The 17171-nt window shown below is 72.5% G+C and carries 11 protein-coding genes; 7 read left to right on the forward strand and 4 right to left on the reverse strand.

Annotated elements, in window-relative coordinates; genetic code table 11:
• Positions 1–196: 196 nt before the first annotated feature.
• The 6 genes from ACFY36_RS43985 to ACFY36_RS44010 all read left to right on the forward strand — a co-directional run bounded on the left by ACFY36_RS43985 (position 197) and on the right by ACFY36_RS44010 (position 7010).
• Positions 197–2191, forward strand: coding sequence for a thioredoxin domain-containing protein (locus tag ACFY36_RS43985; RefSeq protein ID WP_499751890.1), 1995 nt, complete (start codon positions 197–199; stop codon positions 2189–2191).
• 28 nt (positions 2192–2219) lie between these two features.
• Entirely contained in the window at positions 2220–3359 is a 1140-nt protein-coding gene (locus ACFY36_RS43990) for a 5-(carboxyamino)imidazole ribonucleotide synthase (RefSeq protein ID WP_499751891.1), read from the forward strand.
• Positions 3359–3856: a 5-(carboxyamino)imidazole ribonucleotide mutase gene (gene purE, locus ACFY36_RS43995; RefSeq protein WP_498657225.1), complete on the forward strand. Its 498-nt coding sequence runs from the start codon at positions 3359–3361 to the stop codon at positions 3854–3856. Before ACFY36_RS43990 ends, purE begins: the two co-directional genes overlap by 1 nt.
• Before the next feature lie 34 nt (positions 3857–3890).
• Positions 3891–4319: a glutaredoxin domain-containing protein gene (locus tag ACFY36_RS44000; RefSeq protein WP_499751892.1), complete on the forward strand. Its 429-nt coding sequence runs from the start codon at positions 3891–3893 to the stop codon at positions 4317–4319.
• Between the two features lie 166 nt (positions 4320–4485).
• A complete protein-coding gene (locus ACFY36_RS44005) occupies positions 4486–4905 on the forward strand; it encodes a nitroreductase family deazaflavin-dependent oxidoreductase (RefSeq protein ID WP_499751893.1) in 420 nt (139 codons plus the stop codon).
• Positions 4906–6119: 1214 nt separating this feature from the next.
• Positions 6120–7010: a GNAT family N-acetyltransferase gene (locus ACFY36_RS44010; protein ID WP_499751894.1), complete on the forward strand. Its 891-nt coding sequence runs from the start codon at positions 6120–6122 to the stop codon at positions 7008–7010.
• Here the strand turns inward: ACFY36_RS44010 and ACFY36_RS44015 are convergent.
• The 3 genes from ACFY36_RS44015 to ACFY36_RS44025 all read right to left on the reverse strand — a co-directional run bounded on the left by ACFY36_RS44015 (position 6971) and on the right by ACFY36_RS44025 (position 14454).
• Entirely contained in the window at positions 6971–7522 is a 552-nt protein-coding gene (locus tag ACFY36_RS44015; protein ID WP_499751895.1) for a thymidine kinase, read from the reverse strand. The two genes, ACFY36_RS44010 and ACFY36_RS44015, sit on opposite strands and share 40 nt — an antisense overlap.
• 185 nt (positions 7523–7707) lie before the next feature.
• Entirely contained in the window at positions 7708–12963 is a 5256-nt protein-coding gene (locus ACFY36_RS44020) for an SCO7613 C-terminal domain-containing membrane protein (RefSeq protein ID WP_499751896.1), read from the reverse strand.
• A 120-nt stretch (positions 12964–13083) separates the two neighbouring features.
• Positions 13084–14454 carry a UDP-glucose dehydrogenase family protein gene (locus ACFY36_RS44025; protein WP_499751897.1) on the reverse strand — a complete coding sequence of 457 codons (1371 nt, stop codon included), beginning with the start codon at positions 14452–14454 and terminating at the stop codon, positions 13084–13086.
• An 83-nt stretch (positions 14455–14537) separates the two neighbouring features.
• On the opposite strand from ACFY36_RS44025, the gene ACFY36_RS44030 reads away from it, so the two are divergent.
• On the forward strand, positions 14538–15692 hold the full coding sequence (locus ACFY36_RS44030; RefSeq protein ID WP_499751898.1) for an acyl-CoA dehydrogenase family protein: 1155 nt from the start codon (positions 14538–14540) through the stop codon (positions 15690–15692).
• On the opposite strand, the gene ACFY36_RS44035 is transcribed toward ACFY36_RS44030, so the two are convergent.
• Positions 15689–17125, reverse strand: a complete 1437-nt coding sequence (locus ACFY36_RS44035; RefSeq protein ID WP_499751899.1) for an ATP-binding protein — start codon at positions 17123–17125, stop codon at positions 15689–15691. The genes ACFY36_RS44030 and ACFY36_RS44035 overlap by 4 nt on opposite strands.
• Positions 17126–17171 lie beyond the last annotated feature (46 nt).

A 17171-nucleotide genomic window follows, 5' to 3' on the forward strand; every position in this document is an offset into this window, starting at 1 on the left:
GGGCTGGGCGGCTGGGCGGCTGGGCGGCTGGGCGGCTGGGCGGCTGGGCGGCTGGGCGGCTGGGCGGCTGGGCGGCTGGGCGGCTGGGCGGCTGGGCGGCTGGGTGAGCGGGTGAGCGGGTGAGCGGAAGTGTGAGGTGGGTGGTGGGGCGTGCGCTCTGGGGGCGGCGGTCTTCGGGGCGTGAGAGGCTGGGGGCATGGCCAACCGTCTCGCCGACGCGACCTCGCCCTATCTGCTTCAGCACAAGGACAACCCGGTTGACTGGTGGCAATGGGGGGATGAGGCGTTCGCCGAGGCCAGGCGCCGCGATGTTCCTGTGCTGATCTCGGTGGGCTATGCGGCCTGTCACTGGTGTCATGTCATGGCGCACGAGTCCTTCGAGGACGAGCAGATTGCTCAGCTGCTCAACGACGGGTTCGTGTCGATCAAGGTGGATCGGGAGGAGCGGCCCGACGTCGACGCTGTCTACATGACGGCCACTCAGGCCATGACCGGGCAGGGTGGATGGCCCATGACGGTCTTCGCCACGCCTGAGGGTGAGCCCTTCTTCTGTGGCACGTACTACCCCAAGAGCAACTTCGGTCGCCTCATCGGCTCTGTCACCAAGGCCTGGCAGGAGCAGCGGGATCAGGTGATCGAGCAGGGCGCCTCCGTGGTCAAGGCCATCGGCGGGGCCCAGCTCGTCGGCGGGCCGGTCGCCCCGATCTCGGCTGAGCTGCTCGAAGCGGGAGCTCTGGGGCTGCTCAAGGAGCAGGACGAGATCAACGGCGGGTTCGGTGGGGCGCCCAAGTTCCCGCCGCACATGGGCATGCTCTTCCTCCTGCGGCACCACCAGCGGACCGGGTCGGCCGAAGCCCTCGAAGTGGTGCGGCACGCGGCCGAGCGGATGGGGCGCGGTGGCATCTACGACCAGCTCGGGGGCGGGTTCGCCCGGTACGCCGTGGACGCCACCTGGACGGTGCCGCATTTCGAGAAGATGTTGTACGACAACGCGCTCCTGCTGCGGGCGTACACCCAGCTCTGGCGGCTCACCGGTGACGTCTACGCGCGGCGGATCGCCGACGAGACGGCCACCTTCCTGCTGCGCGACCTCGGCACGCCCCAGGGTGGGCTCGCCTCGGCGCTGGACGCCGACACCGACGGGGTCGAAGGGCTGACGTACGCCTGGACGCCGGCCCAGCTCACCGAGGTGCTCGGTGAGGAGGACGGCGCGTGGGCGGCCGACCTGTTCAACGTGACCGAGGAGGGCACGTTCGAGCACGGCAGCAGCGTGCTGGTGCTGGCCCGCGACATCGACGCGGCCGAGCCCGCGCTTGTCGAGCGCTGGGGTGACGTACGCGGAAAGCTCTTTGAAGCTCGCAAGGGCCGGCCTCAGCCGGCGCGAGACGACAAGGTTGTGGCCTCCTGGAACGGGCTGGCGGTGACCGCGCTGGCCGAGCACGCGGTGCTGACCGGCGATCGCGGCTCGCGCCACGCGGCCGTGGAGATCGCGACCGTGCTGGCCGAGCGGCATGTGGTCGACGGGCGGCTGCGGCGTGTGTCGCGGGACGGCGTCGTCGGTGAGCCCGCCGGTGTGCTCGAGGACTACGGCTGTGTGGCCGAGGCGTTCCTGGCGGTGCACCAGCTCACGGCCGAGGGGAAGTGGCTCGACGCGGCCCGCGAGCTGCTCGATGTGGCGCTGGCCCGGTTCGCGACCGGGCAGGGCGGCTTCTACGACACCGCCGACGACGCGGAGCGGCTGGTCACCCGTCCGGCCGATCCGACCGACAACGCGACGCCCTCGGGGGTGTCGTCGATCGTGGCGGCGCTCGTGACGTACGCGGCGCTCAGCGGGGAACCCGAATATCGGGAGGCGGCGGACGCGGCGCTCGGCACGGTCGGGCCGCTGATCGGCGGGCATCCGCGGTTCGCCGGATACTCGGCCGCCGTGGCCGAGGCGGCGCTGTCCGGGCCGTACGAGATCGCCATCGCCACCACCGACCCGGACGGGGATCCGCTGGTCGCGGAGGCGCACCGCAGCGCGCCGGCCGGGGCCGTGGTCGTGGCCGGTGAGCCCGACCGGCCGGGCGTGCCCCTGCTGGCGGACCGCCCGCTCCTGGACGGCGTCCCCACGGCGTACGTCTGCAAGGGTTTCGTCTGTGAGAGGCCCGTCACCAGCCCGGCCGATCTCATCGCCCGCCTGCAGGCCTGAGCTGGGGCGTCGCTACGCTTGGCGTGCGATGGATACCCGAACCGGTCTGCCCGTAGTCGGCATGGTGGGCGGTGGCCAACTGGCCCGGATGACCCACCAGGCCGCGATCTCCCTCGGCCAGTCACTGCGCGTGCTCAGCGAGTCGCCCGACGACAGTGCGGCACTGGTCGCCGCCGACGTACGGATCGGCACGCACACTGATCTGGCCGCGCTCCGTGAGTTCGCCAAGGGGTGCGAGGCGCTCACTTTCGACCATGAGCATGTGCCGACCGAGCACATCGCGGCGCTGGAAGCCGAGGGGGTCAAGGTCTTCCCCGGTTCGGCGGCGCTCGTGTTCGCCCAGGACAAGGGCTTGATGCGTTCGCGGCTGACCGCGGCGCCCGCGCCGCGCTGGGCCCCCGTCTCCGACATTTCTGATATTTCCGAATTCGCCACGACGGTCGGCTGGCCTGTCATCGCCAAAGCGACCCGCGGGGGCTACGACGGCAAGGGCGTCTGGGTGCTCGACGGCCCCGATGCCGCGGAGGAATTGCTGGCCACCGGCACGCCGCTGATCGTCGAGGAGAAGGTTCGGCTCAAGCGCGAGCTCGCCGCCCTGGTCGCGCGGTCGCCGTTCGGCCAGGTGGCGGCGTACCCCGTGGTCGAGACCGTGCAGAAGGACGGCATCTGCGTCGAGGTGCTGGCCCCCGCCCCGGGCCTGCCCGAAGATCTGGCCGTGCGGGCTCAGCAGCTCGCCATCGACCTGGCCAACGAGCTCGGCGTGGTCGGCCTGCTCGCCGTCGAGCTGTTCGAGACCGACGAGGGCATCGTCGTCAACGAGCTGGCCATGCGCCCGCACAACTCCGGCCACTGGACCATCGAGGGTGCCCGCACGTCGCAGTTCGAGCAGCACCTGCGGGCCGTGCTCGACTACCCGATGGGCGAGACGTCGCTGACCGCGCCCGCCGTCGTGATGGCGAACGTCCTCGGCGGCGAGCCGGGCGGCATCTCCATCGACGAGCGCCTGCATCATCTGTTCGCCGAAGACCCCGGAGCCCGGGTCCATCTGTACGGCAAACAGGTCCGCCCCGGCCGCAAGATCGGCCACGTCACGGTCCTCGGCGACGACATGACCAAGGTGCGGGCCCGCGCGGCCCGCGCCGCCCGCTGGCTCCAGGAAGGCAAGTAATGGCACCGCAGGTCGGCATCATCATGGGCAGCGACTCCGACTGGCCCACGATGGAGGCGGCGGCCCTGGCCCTGGCCGAGTTCGAGGTCCCGTTCGAGGTCGGCGTCGTCTCGGCCCACCGCACGGTCCGCAAGATGGTCGACTACGCGGAGTCGGCCGCCGACCGTGGCCTGCGCGCCATCATCGCCGGCGCCGGCGGCGCGGCCCACCTGCCCGGCATGGTCGCCGCCCTGACGCCGCTCCCGGTGATCGGCGTGCCGGTCCCGCTCAAGCACCTCGACGGCATGGACTCCCTGCTCTCGATCGTCCAGATGCCGGCCGGCGTCCCGGTGGCCACGGTCTCCATCGGCGGCGCCCGCAACGCGGGCCTGCTGGCGGTCCGCATCCTGGGCGCGGCCGACCCGGCGCTGCGCACCAAGATGGCCAACTTCCAGGCGAGCCTGGAAAAGCTGGTCGCCGAGAAGGACGCCGCCCTGCGAGACCAGCTCCTCGGCTGAGCTCCCCGCCCGGATCCTGGGGTAGCGTCGCGGCATGGCACGGCGTTGGCTTCCTTCGATCATCATCGCCGGGGCAGGCCTGTTCCTGGTCACCGTCTGGATCCGCGACGGCCGGATCATCGCCGCCGTGGTCATGGGCGTGCTGCTGGCCGCCGGCGCGATCATGGCATCACCGCGCGGCTTCCCCACCTCGGTCACCGACGCCGAGGCCCGAGAGGCCAGCGCCCAGGACGGCCGCCCGATCGTCTATTGGCGCCCGGGTTGCCCCTATTGCGCCCGCCTGCGGGTCTCCCTGGGCCGCCGAGCATCCCGCTTGCACTGGGTGGACATCTGGCAGGACCCCGCCGGCGCCGCCTCGGTCCGCGACATAACCGGCGGCGACGAAACGGTCCCGACCGTCCTCACCGCCAGTGACTCCTTCGTCAATCCGGCGCCCGGGCTGGTCAGGCGACTGACGCTTTGAAGAAGAGGTACGTATTCAGCGGAAAGCCCCCGAAGAGGGCATCAGGTCCGTCGTGGTGACGCTCCGCGTGCCGCCGCCGGGCTGTCCCGTCTGCTTGCGCTTCAACCCACCGGCGCCTGCCCGCGAAGTCCGTCAGCACCCACGAGGGCGCGAGTAGGGTCGGATCATGAGTTCTGCTATCGACCTGCACGGCGACCCGCACGTTGAGCGCTACCTGGAGACGAACGGCGAGGACGGCTTCCACTGGCGGAACGGGACCGAGATCCTGATCCTGTTCACCCGGGGCCGCAAGTCCGGCCACGAGCGCACCCACGCTCTGATCTTCCGCGAACACGGCGGCGCCTACTTGGTAGTGGCCTCAAAGGGCGGCGCCGAGGCCCCACCGGCGTGGTTCGTCAACTTGCAGTCCGACCCCCACGTCGAGGTGCAGATCAAGGGCGACCGCTTCCCAGCCCGAGCCCGAGTAGCCACCCCCACCGAAAAGCCCGAGATGTGGGCAAAGATGGCCGAGGTCTGGCCCGACTACAACGAGTACCAAAAGAAAACCAACCGCGAAATCCCCGTAGTAATCCTCGAACGAGCCTGACCAGCGCCCGCCGGGGCTTCCTCCGCCCCGGCCCGCCCTCATCGCTCCACCCCGCCTGTTCGCACCCCGCCGCTCGCGCTTCCCGCCGCCCACGCCGCGCAACACACGTGCCATGCCGCGCCCTCCTGGCGCACCGCGCCCTCCTGCCTTTCGCGCCGCGAATCCTGCCTACCGCATGTCTCGCGCCGCGCCTTCCGCGCAGCGCCCTTCCGCCTGCCACGACGCGCCTCCCGCGCGCGACGCATGCCTGCTACACCTATTGCGCCGCCCTTCCCGCGCGGCCTTTCATGCCGCCCTCCTGTGCCGTCCGTCCCTCCCATGCCCCGCCGCGCGGCCTCACCCGCGCTGCCCCTTGCGCACTGGGCCGCCCCTCCCGCGTTGCGCCACGCTGCCCCTTGCGCGCCAGGCCGCCCCTCCCGCGTTGCGCCGCGCTGTCCCTTGCGCGCCAGGCCGCCCCTCCCGCGCTGCACCGCGCTGTCCCTTGCGCGCCAGGCCGCTCCTCCCGCGCTGCCCCTTGCCCGCCGGGCCGCCCCTCCGCACCGCCCGCCTCTTCCACGCCACGCCGCGTCGCGCCCTTGCGCGCCGGGCCGCGCCCTCCCGCGCTGCACCGCGCCGCCCTTCGCGCCGGGCCGCCTTTCCGGGCCGCCCCCTCCCGCGCCGCGCCTTCCACGTCACGCCGCGTCGCGCCCTTGCGCGCCGGGCCGCGTCCTCCCGCGCTGCACCGCGCCGCCCTTCGCGCCGGGCCGCCCTTTCCGGGCCGCCCCCTCCCGCGCCGCGCCCCGCCGCGCCTTCCACGTCACGCCGCGTCGCGCCCTTGCGCGCCGGGCCGCGTCCTCCCGCGCTGCACCGCGCCGCCCTTCGCGCCGCGCCGCCCTTCGCGCCGCGCCGCCCTTCGCGCCGGGCCGCCCTTTCCGGGCCGCCCCCCTCCCGCGCTGCGCCCCGCCGCGCCTTCCACGCCACGCCGCGTCGCGCCTTCCCGGGCGGGGCCGCCCCCTTCCGCCGGGCCGCCCTTTCCGTGCCGGGCCGCCCCTTCCACGCCAAGCCGCCCTCCCGCCCCACGCCGCCCCTTCCGCGCCGCGCCCGCCGCCCCTTCCGCGCCGCGCCCGCCGCCCCTTTCGCGCCGCGCCCGCCGCCCCTTTCGCGCCACGGCGCGCCGCGTCCTCCCTCGCTTGGCTGGGCTGCTTCGGGGCGGGGGATCGGCCACAATGGCCGCCATGACTGTGCTGATCACGCCGCTTGTCGATGCGACGTCTCCCCGGCGGCTCCTCTGGCTTGCCTCGGGAACTGACGGGTGGCCGCTCGGCACGGCGTCTTTGCGGCTGCCGCCTGATGAAGGGCATGCCGATCTGGAGCTCCAAGTGCATCCGGCCGAGCGCCGCTCCGGTGTCGGGACCCGGCTTCTGCAAGCCGTCGTCGCGGCCGCCGCCAGCCAGCGGGGGCTTCGCAGTGTGCTCACCCAACCGGTCGATGAAGGGTCGCCCGGCGATCGCTTCTGTGCTGCGCTTCGGCTGCGGGCGGTTCTGCGACTGACGTACACACGGCTTGATCTGACCTTGCCTTTGGCCGCCGTTCCGGCTGACGTCCCTGGCTATCGGCTTGTCCATTGGGAAGGGAGGGTTCCCGATGAGCTGGCCGGGACCTTCGCCCGTTCGCGTAGCGCCATGGACGACATGCCGATGGATGACGCCGACTACACGCCGGATCCCTGGGACGTCGAGCGGCTCCATGCCGTAGCCGATGCCGTGTCACTCCGTGGTGAAGTCCTCTGTGTCACCGCCGCGCGGGGTGAGGATGGTGAGATTGCCGGCTTCACCGAGCTGGTTGTGCCCGGTGACGGCGCCGGTGATGCCCAGCACTACGGCACCGGTGTTCTTCCCCCGCATCGCGGCCTCGGTCTCGCCCGCTGGATGAAGGCCGCCCAGATCGCCCGGGTGCGGGACCGCTTTCCGGAACTGGCCGGGCTGCTCGCCGACACCGCCGACAGCAATGCCGCTATGCGGCGGGTCAACGACTCGCTCGGGTACGGCTTCACCCACCGGAGCCTGATCTACCAGTACGACCCGGATCAGGGGAGCACTACGCAGCGACGGCAGCGGGCCTCGTAGGTGTACGTCCCGTCGTCGGGAAGCGCGGTTGACGGGGCCAGCTCGCGGATCATCGGCTTGCCGTTTTCCAGGACCTGCGTGTGGGTGGCGCCCAGGGAACGGCAGACGTCGCATACGGCCCGGCGGTAGATGACCTTCTCCGGGGCCAGCTCGAACAGCGCTCGCACCGGGGCGAACAGCTGGCCCCGGTGGTCGAGGTCGATGCCGGCGACCACGACCTTGACGCCGCGGCGGACCGCGACGCCCAGCTCCGCGATGTCGTCGGTCGTGAACATGTGGATCTCGTCCACGCCGATCACCTCGAAGCCGCCGGCGGCCGCGCCGGCCAGCGAGCTCACCTTCTCCGTCTGCAGGCTTCCGCCGGAGCGGGACGTCACGGCCGTGTCCCGTCCGTGCCGGGCCGACTGGTAGACGCGGTGCGGGATGCCGGCATGCTGCAACGGCGACAGCAGGCTGATCATCTCGAGCGACTTGCCGCCCTTCATCGGGCCGAGGATCACGGTCAAATCCATGCCGCAGACCGTGCCATCGACGGGTCGGCGGGCGCTACCCGGCCGCCTGGGCCGAGACAACTGCCACACCGCTTGATCTGAGCTCTAGCGACGGGACAGCCCGAAGCCGGCACGCGGAGAGTGACCACGACGGACCCGATGCCTTCGGCGGGTGCATGATTGAAAATTCCGTATATCCAGGGTTTTCAACGCATACGGACCAGCGCGCCCCGCAGACCTTCGCGCGTGCGGCGGCGGTTTTCGTTGGTGGCGCCGACCCAGAGCAGGATGATGCCCAGCGGCACCAGGACCAGCCATGGGCCGACCAGCGTGACCGCGAAGTGGATGGCGGCGAAGACGGTGGCCAGGGCGCCGACGACCACGGGGGCCTGCTGGCGGTTTCGGGAGCCGACGATCAGGGTGGCCACCGCGCCGAGCAGGAGGAGCACCTCGCGCAGCTCGCCGCCGTTGCCGGCCAGGACGATGCCCATCGTGGGGACGAAGGCCGCCAGCAACGCCACGCCGTAGGCGGCCCAGCTGCTCAGGTCGGGGCGATGGCGCGACTCGATGACACCGACGATCAGAGCCAGAGCGGCGAACGGGAGGGTGTACGCCTCGGGGAGCGCCACATCGGCGAGGGCGATGAACAGCCACCAGCCGACGATCTCGAAGCCGACGGCCAGCCAGAAGAGCAGGCGGCGCTGGTTGGCCGGACGCCCGGCCCGGGAAGCGGCCAGGCCCAGCACGGCGCCCCACGCGGCCAGCAGAGCGGCCAGGTGGGCGGGGGAGTCGAAGGCCAGGACGCCGGCCAGGATGGCCGAGGCGTAGCCGCTCCACTCGACCGTCTGTGCCTCCAGACGGTACTGGGGCAGGCCCATGCGCGGGACCGTCGCCTCGAGGATGAGCAGGGCCGCGCCGACCGCCAGGACGCCGAAGGCGGCCCACGGGCGTTCGACGCCGGCGGCGATGGCGGCGGTGAGGACGAAGAACTGGCCCATCACGGCGGTGAACAGCCAGCCCAGGACGCGGGCGTGGCGGCTGCGGCCACCCAGGGCGGCGACCAGGCCGACGCCGATGGCCGAACCCAGCGTGAACAGGGTCAGGCGCTGCTGGGCCAGGCTGCCGGCCAGGCCCGCGTTGCCGGCCAGCAGGCCGATCACGAAGACGATCGTGCGGGTGGTGCGCAGCAGCGACGCGTGTGTCGCGACCGGCGGCGGGGTCAGGGCCAGGCCCAGCATCGCGATCGTGAAGACCACCAGGGCGGCCGAGGTCGCGGCCGGGAACGGCATGTGCAGGGCGATCGGCGCGATCAGCAGGGTGATGGCCAGGCCGGGCAGGATCACCGGCACCGACTCCGAGGCTTTGCCGCCGAAGCCGATGGCGGCCAGGGCGGCGGCGCCGGTGAGCAGCACGATGGCCAGGACGCTGGTGCCGTCGACGTAGCCCGCGGGCGGGTTGGACAGGGCCGGGATCGGGCCGTCCCAGATGTGCCTCGCCTGGGCCAGCGGGTCGATCAGAGCCGCCTTCAGCGCGGGGGCGATCGAGAACAAAGCCAAGACCGTGGGGACCAGCGCCAGTACGACGGCGCTGGTGGCCGGGTCGACCAGCCAGCGGCCGCTGAGGCCGAGCGGGCGGCGCGGGCCCCGGAAGCGGGTGTTCGACCAGTAGTGATCGCGGGCCAGCGTGATGCCGGGGGCCGGGATGGAGCCGCGCAGCAGCTCGGCCATCACGCCGAGCAGGGCGGCGGCGGCGGCGTAGAGCGCGGTCGAGTACGGCGTCGGGATCGACACGAACGCGGTGACGGTCGCGCCCAGCACCAGGCCGACCGTGGCCCACGGCAGGTACTGCGGGATCCGGCGGCCGGCCAGCGCCAGCAGGGCCAGGCTCAGGCTGGACGCGGCCAGGGCGGCGGTCAGCGCCACCTGCGCGTCGTGGCCCTGGTCGGCGGCGAGCGAGGCCAGCACGCCGGGCAGGGCCAGCAGCACCGCGCCGGTGGCGGCGCCACCGATCTGGGCGCGGTGGCGGGGCATGCCGGTGTCGTCGCGGGCCAGGTCGCTCTCGGTCACCACGAACGGCGTCCAGAAGCGGCCGGGACCCTCGGGCATGGTGTCGTCCTCGACCGGGTCGGGGATCTCGGCCACCGTGGTCCGGGCCATGACGGCGGCCAGCAGGCCCACCATCACCACCGCGAGCAGGGCCAGCGCGGTCGACCAGGGCCGGGCCAGGCCGGCGCCGACCGCGTAGAGCAGCACGACACCGGCGGCGCCGGCGCGGCACAGGGCGGCCCGCGGATCGACCGTGGCGACGGCGGCCATCACATATCCGATGGCGACCGCGCCGCTGATCAGCAGCGGGGACCACCAGGGCAGGCCCAGGGCGAACGGGGCGCCGATCGTGGCCAGCGCCCCGCAGACGGCCGAGATCAGGTACGAGAACGGGCGGGGAGCGGCGATGGCGGCCGCGAAGGCGACCATGAGCAGGGCGAAGGGCGCCTGCCAGGCGCCCGGGCCGGGAGCCGGGTAGCGGGTCAGGTCGGCGTCCCACACCTCGCCCAGCACCGAGATGACGCGGCTCGCGCCGACCAGGGCCTGCCAGCCGGCGATGGCGCCGACCACGATGCCGGCGACGGCCAGGCCGCGGTTGGGGCCGCGGCTCCAGTCGGACGGCAGCAGGGCCACGCCGAAGGCGACGATCAGCACGACGACGCCGGCCACGGCCAGCGGCGCGCTCGGGAAGGCCAGCGCGAAGACCCGGGCCAGGGCGCCGCAGATGGCGACGGTGGCGGCCGCGGCGGCGATGTCGGGGCCGTCCAGCACCCGGTCGCTGCGCCGGCCGTTGTCGATCGACTTGGCGAAGAACAGCAGGCCCGCGGCGACCAGCAGCAGCGCGCCGACCCAGACGTCGGGCGGGGTGGCGCCCGGCGCGAGCAGCGCGGCCAGGGCCAGCGAGATCGCGCCCAGGCCGGCGCCGGCGGTGAGCGGGGTGCTGATCTCGCGGCGGGCCACCTGGAAGACGGCGGCGTAGCTGAGCGTGGCGGCCACCGCGAGGAAGCCGACGGCCAGGGCGGGAACGGTGACGGCCTCGGTGGCCGGCGGGCCCTCGCCCCGGTCGGCCACGGCCAGCGCGGCGGTGACCACGGCCCCGGGCAGGGCCAGCGCGGCGGCGCCGGAGGCCCAGTCGCCGACCAGCCAGGCGTAGAGCCGGATCGGGATCTGCCGGGCGGCCACGGCGATCATCACGCCGGCCCCGGCCAGCGCGGTCAGCACAGCCGCGGTCAGCCAGGGAGCGCTGAGGGCGGACCCGGCGCCGAAGAAGCCGACCACGGCGGCCGCGGCGACGTGGACGATGGCGATCCGCCGGGTGGTGGCGGCCAGACCGGCCGCGCCGATGCCGACGGCGGCGATGACCAGCGGCCAGGGCGCCTCCGACCAGCGCATGCTCAGCGAGGCGGGCACGGCCAGGGCGGTCAGCGCGATGCCGGTGACCGCGCCCTCGTGGCGCACGCTGCGGGGCAGCGAGAGGGCGGCGCCGATGGTGACGATCAGGGCGCTGAAGGCGAGCAGCCAGCCCTGGCCCTGGGTGGCCTCGGCCAGCTTGGCCGCGTAGCCCTCGGTGTCGGCCCGCCAGATCGGGCGGGCCGCCTGCAACGGGGCCAGCGCGGCGCGCAGGCAGTCGATGGTGAGGACGACGCCGACGATGCCGAGCGCGACGGCCGAGGCGATCTCGGGGCCGCGCCGGACCTCGGCCGGCAACAGCGAGACGACGGCGCCGACGACCGCGACGACGGCGGCCGCGATCACGATGGTCCAGCGCGGCGACACCACGTCGGCGATCCGGGCCGCCGAGCCGGCCAGGGCCAGGGCCAGCACGCCGCCGGCGATGTTGCGGGCGGTCAGGTTGTCGAGCAGCCAGGCCGCGGCCACGGCGGTCAGCGCGGCCAGCACCACGATCAGGCCGGAACGCATCGCGTCGGGCACGAGCTGGGCCTGGAGCAGCGCCACCGACGAGTAGAGCAGGGCGCCCGCGCTGGCCACGCAGAGCAGGGCGAAGGTGAGCTCGCGGAGCCAGTCGGCCGAGGGCGGGCGGGCCGGCGGGGCCAGCGGGACGGAGCCCGCGGCCGGGGCGCCGGCCGGGCGGGGACCGGGGAAGATGCGGGTGCGCAGCCAGCGCCGCTTGGGCCCGGTCAGCCCGTGGATGATCAGGTCGGGTTCCTCGGGCGCCGACTCGGGCCGGACCGCCGGATCGAACCGGCCGTCGAAATCGTCGTGACCGGCGCGCCGGGCGTCGTCGGCCTGGGCCAGATTTTCGCGGTCGCCGGCCACGGGACGGCCGATGGGCCAGCGCGGCAGCAGCCGCCCGCGGCGGATGACGGTGGTGAGCAGCAGCAGGTCGAGCACGGCGACGATGGTCAGGGCCATGCCCCAGCCGGCCGGGCTCTGGATCATCGGCTCGGCCAGGAGAAGAGGCACAGGTTGTACGGCCACAACGGTCGCGTAGCGCGGAGCGGCCAGACGGGTGACGCCGGCGTAGAGGAAGGCGGCGACGGCGGTGATCGCGAAGGTGATGCCGAGATAGAGCGGCACGGGTACGTCGGCGCCGCCGGCCACCTCGCTGCCGTGCAGCGCGAACATCGTCATCGGCAGCAGCACCAGGCCGACACCGGCGACCGTCTCGGCGGTCGAGCTCAGGCCGCGCTTGGCGATGCCGGGGGCGGCGACCAGGGCGATCGCGGTGGCCATGGCCAGGATGGTGGCCCGGGCCAGCGGGTTGCTGACGGCGACGCCGGCGAAGACGACAGCGGCCACGCCGATCAGCAGGGCGCCGAGGGCGAGGGTGATGTTCTGCACCGACTGCGAGGAGGCCTCGGGAGGGTGGACCTCGCCGCCGGTGAAGCTGGCGACCCGGCGCGGCGGGGGAGCGACACGCTCGGTCGGCGGCGGGTCGTCGACCAGGGCGGTCACGCCGTCGGTGGCGACGCCGGGCGGGCCGCTGTGCGCGGTGCCCGGCGCGGCCCAGTCGGGCGGCGGGCCCGCGGGGCGGGCCGTGCGCCGGCGCGGTGGCGGCTCCTCATCGATCACCGTGCGGCCGGGCGGCGGCGGAGGCGGGGCGCTGCGGGCCGAGGCGCCGGGCGGGGGCGGAGCGTCCCGGGGCGGCGTGTCCCCAGGCGGTGGCGGAGGGGCGCCGCCGGATGGGGGTGGCGGGGTGCCGCCGGATGGGGGTGGCGGGGCGCCGGTGGGGGCGTCCGGCCTCCGTACACGCCGGGTCTTTGCCGCCTTTTTCGCCTTTTTCTGCTGGTTGGCGTGCGAAAGGATGTCGCGCTGGAACTGCGCCGCCTGGATCTTGGCGGCGATCTGGGTGCGCTCCTTCGCCGCGGCCATGTCGCGGATCTTCAGATCCGCGATCGAGGCTTCGATGCGGGCCAGCTCTTCGTCGTAGCTGTCGGGCTGTTCAGCCTGCGCCACGGAACCTCCTCGACCTGCCGGCCACCCGTCCATCTAGAGCATGCCCATACGACACCTCATTAGAACAGGCTCACGGCGGCGGAGATCTATAGAAAACGCCGCAGACCTCGTGGCCGGGGCTCAGGCGGGCGGACGGCCCATCCCCCGATAGGACCACCCGGCCCGTGACCACTGGCGCGGATCCAGGCAATTCCGCCCGTCGATGACCTTGCGGTCGGCGACGAGCTCGCCCAGCAGGGTCGGGTCGGCGTTGCGAAACTCCGGCCATTCGGTCGCGACGAGAACGAGGGAGACGTCCGTCACGGCCGCCACCATCGACTCCGCGTAGTCCAGCGCGGGCTGGGCCCGGCGGGCGTTGGCCATGCCCTGCGGGTCGTAGACGCGCACGTGCGCTCCGGCCGCGGCCAGGGCGCCCGCGACGGCGAGACTGGGCGCGTCGCGTACGTCGTCGGAATTGGGCTTGAACGTCGCGCCCAGCACCGCCACCGACGTGCCCGAGAGGTCCGGCCCGGCCGGGCCGACCGGGCGTTCGAGCAGCTCCGCGGCGAGCGTGAGCACCCGGAAGCGGCGGCGCGTGTTGATCAGATCGACCTCGTGCAGGAAGCGCAGCGCCTCGCCCGCGCCCAGCTCCTGCGCGCGGGCCTGGAAGGCGCGGATGTCCTTGGGCAGGCAGCCGCCGCCGAAGCCGAGCCCGGCCTGCAGGAAGCGGTTGCCGATCCGCGGGTCGTACCCGATCGCCCGCGCCAGCTGGGTGACGTCGGCCCCGGCGACCTCGCAGACCTCGGCCATCGCGTTGATGAAGCTGATCTTGGTGGCGAGGAAGGCGTTGGCGGCCACCTTGACCAGCTCGGCCGTGGCGAAATCGGTGACCACCACGGGAACGTCGCGATCCTCGGTGGCGGCCAGGTCGAAGACGCCCTTGTGGGCCGCACGCAGGCGTCCCTCCGCCCATTCCGAGCGAACGCCGGCGATGATCCGGTTCGGCCGCAGCACGTCCTCGACCGCATAGCCTTCCTGGAGGAACTCCGGGGACCAGGCGACCTCGACCCCGAGCGCCGGGTCCGTGTGCTTGGCGACCAGTTCCTCGACCCAGGCCGCGGTGCCGACGGGCACGGTCGACTTGCCGACGATCAGCGCCCTCTTCCGGAGCCGGGGCGCCAGGTTGACCACGGCGCTCTCCACGTAGCTGAGGTCGGCGCCCATGCCGTCCGCCCGCTGCGGTGTGCCGACACAGATGAAATGAACATCGGCAAAATCGGCGATTTCCCCGTACGTCGCCACGAAGCGCAATCGCCCGGAAGCGAGGTTCCGGCGCAGCAGATCGTCCAGCCCGGGCTCGTGGAACGGCACCTCTCCGCTCGCCAGCTTGGATATCTTCGCCTCGTCGATGTCGAACCCGAGGACCTCGTAGCCGAGTTCGGCGAAACAGATGGCGTACGTGGCGCCAAGATAGCCGGTGCCCAGGAAGGCCAGGCGGGGAAGCGTGATCACGACAGGCATAACGATCCGGCCCCTGGTGGGCGTACGCTACCTGCCAGTAACATCGCTGGAAAACGAGAAGGGCAAGGGCCGCCATGACTGAGTTCGACGCCTACCGGCTTCCGGAGGACCACGAGACCATCCGGGCCGCCGTGCGCGAGGTCTGCGACGCCCGCGTGGCGCCGAACGCGGCCGAGGCCGACGAGACCAGCGAGTTCCCCAAGGCCTCGTACGACGCCCTGCGCGCGTCGGACTTCCACGCCCCGCACATCCCGGCCGAATACGGCGGCGCCGGCGCGGACGCCCTGGCCACCGCGATCGTGATCGAGGAGGTGGCCCGCGCCTGCGCGTCGTCGTCCCTGATCCCGGCGGTGAACAAGCTCGGCACCATGCCGCTGATCCTGTCGGCGTCGGAGGAGCTCAAGCAGAAGTACCTGCCCAAGGTCGCGTCGGGCGAGGCGATGTTCTCGTACTGCCTGTCGGAGCCCGAGGCCGGCTCGGACGCGGCGTCGATGACCACGCGCGCGGTCCGCGACGGCGACTTCTGGGTGCTGAACGGCGTGAAGCGCTGGATCACGAACGCCGGCGTCTCGGAGTACTACACGGTCTTCGCGGTGACCGACCCGTCGTTGAGGTCGCGCGGCATCTCGGCGTTCGTCGTGGAGAAGTCGGACGAGGGCGTCTCCTTCGGCGCGCCGGAGAAGAAGCTGGGCATCAAGGGCTCACCCACCCGCGAGGTCTACTTCGACAACGTCCGCATCCCGGCCGACCGCATGATCGGCGCCGAGGGCACGGGCTTCGCCACGGCCATGGCCACCCTCGACCACACCCGCGTGACGATCGCCGCCCAGGCGCTGGGCATCGCGCAGGGCGCGCTCGACTTCGCGAAGGGCTACGTGAAGGAGCGCAAGCAGTTCGGCAAGCCGGTGAGCGACTTCCAGGGCGTCCAGTTCATGCTGGCCGACATGGGCATGAAGCTCGAGGCGGCCCGCCAGCTGACCTACGCCGCGGCCGGCAAGAGCGAGCGCGGAGACGCCGACCTGACCTACTTCGGCGCCGCCGCGAAGTGCTTCGCCTCGGACGCCGCCATGGAGATCACCACGGACGCGGTCCAGCTCCTGGGCGGCTACGGCTACACCCGCGACTACCCGGTGGAACGCATGATGCGCGACGCGAAAATCACCCAGATCTACGAGGGCACGAACCAGGTCCAGCGCATCGTGATGGCACGCCAGCTCCTCAAGGACTAGGGTCCTGAGCCGCTGCTTCGCCGCCAGGCTTGGAGGAGTTCGGCCGGACCGTAGGTGGCGCTCAGGCCGGTGGCCGACACGCCACCGCGGCTGATGGCTACCAGGGGAATGGGGTCGTCGGTGATGGCCGTGCGGTGTCTCTGGAGTGCGACCAGATCGTGGTCGTCGAAGGCCGACGTTTCCAGCCACTTGATCGAGCCGACGAAGAGCAGGCGCTTCGCCACCGGTTCGCGGTCGGCGCCGACGATGTCGATCTCGATGCTGTTCGATCGTGTCCAGTAGGAACCGATCACCGGTGCGGCCGGCAGGCCGCCGTCCGGCAGCACTCGCGCCAGGGATTCCCTGAGCAGCGGTTCCACCGCCCGGCCACGCCATGTGGTCCAACTCGTCTTGACGCGGGCCAGGGTGAGATCGCCGCGCAGGCGTTCGATCTCGGGCAGATGCGGAGCCACGAAGGTGAGCCAGAAACGCAGGTACGGGTCGGTGACTCGATAGCGTCTCTCCTTCGAGGCCGTCGTGGAGATCGGCAGTTCCGCCGCGACGATGCGCTTGTCGATGAGCACCTGGGCGGCTCTCGTCAATGTCGAGTGCGAGATGCCTCCGGCGGCCCGCGCGATGTTCGTGAACGTTCGCTCGCCGCTTCCGATCGCGGACAGGACCGTCCGGCCCATCGCGGCGTCGGGGAACTCGGCGGCCAGCGACCGCTCGGCCGAGACCAGCAGCGGTGAGACCGGATTGGCGAGTTCGGCGGAGAGGAACTGCCAGAGATCGGCACCCGGTCGCCAGCCGGCGCAGATCAGCGGGAGACCGCCGGTCACCAGGGCCGCGTCGAAGGCCTCGGCCGGGTCCAGCCGGAGCATCTCGCCGACCTCCGCCGGGTTCAGCGGGCCGAGGACCATCTCCTTGCCGCGTTGGTGGAACGGTCTGCCGTAGGAGCCGAGGGCTTCCATCATCGACAGGTCGGAGCCGATCAGCACGAGCAGGACCGGTTTGCGGCTCAGCTCCCGGTCCCAGGAACGCTGGAGGATGCCCTCGAAGGCGTCCACTCGATCGACCAGGTAAGGCACTTCGTCGATCACCACGACACTCGGCCGGTCGTCGGGCAGGATGCCGGCGAGCTGACGTAGTGCGGCGCTCCAGTTGCCGGGGGCCGAGTCGTCGAACACCTCTCGTTCCGGCAGCGTGGATGACCGGACGGCCTCGGTCAACGCCTCCAGTTCGATGTCGGCGGACGCTCCGGACGCGGTGAAGAAGACCGCGGGCACGCCCGCCCGGTCGACGAATGCCTCCACCAGACTGGACTTGCCGATACGGCGCCGCCCCCGGATGAGCAGACACTGCCCCGGCGAAGGATCGTGGCCGGTGGGCCCGACATCGGCCAGCAGGGCGTTGAGCGTGGCGAGTTGCTGCTCTCTGCCGACGAACGCGACCACTACGCCTCCCCGAGCGAGCGCACAATACTATCGCTAGCGATACTAT

Origin of the sequence: Actinoplanes sp. NPDC000266 (assembly GCF_042899005.1) — a bacterium.
Lineage (GTDB): Bacteria > Actinomycetota > Actinomycetes > Mycobacteriales > Micromonosporaceae > Actinoplanes.

What these genes read in the sequence shown, in the direction of transcription:
- ACFY36_RS44010 (WP_499751894.1), top strand. Translation starts at nt 6,120, where the DNA reads ATGACTGTGCTGATCACGCCGCTTGTCGATGCGACGTCTCCCCGGCGG.
- ACFY36_RS44005 (WP_499751893.1), top strand. Translation starts at nt 4,486, where the DNA reads ATGAGTTCTGCTATCGACCTGCACGGCGACCCGCACGTTGAGCGCTAC.
- purE (WP_498657225.1), top strand. Translation starts at nt 3,359, where the DNA reads ATGGCACCGCAGGTCGGCATCATCATGGGCAGCGACTCCGACTGGCCC.
- ACFY36_RS44000 (WP_499751892.1), top strand. Translation starts at nt 3,891, where the DNA reads ATGGCACGGCGTTGGCTTCCTTCGATCATCATCGCCGGGGCAGGCCTG.
- ACFY36_RS43990 (WP_499751891.1), top strand. Translation starts at nt 2,220, where the DNA reads ATGGATACCCGAACCGGTCTGCCCGTAGTCGGCATGGTGGGCGGTGGC.
- ACFY36_RS43985 (WP_499751890.1), top strand. Translation starts at nt 197, where the DNA reads ATGGCCAACCGTCTCGCCGACGCGACCTCGCCCTATCTGCTTCAGCAC.
- ACFY36_RS44015 (WP_499751895.1), bottom strand. Translation starts at nt 7,522, where the DNA reads ATGGATTTGACCGTGATCCTCGGCCCGATGAAGGGCGGCAAGTCGCTC.
- ACFY36_RS44030 (WP_499751898.1), top strand. Translation starts at nt 14,538, where the DNA reads ATGACTGAGTTCGACGCCTACCGGCTTCCGGAGGACCACGAGACCATC.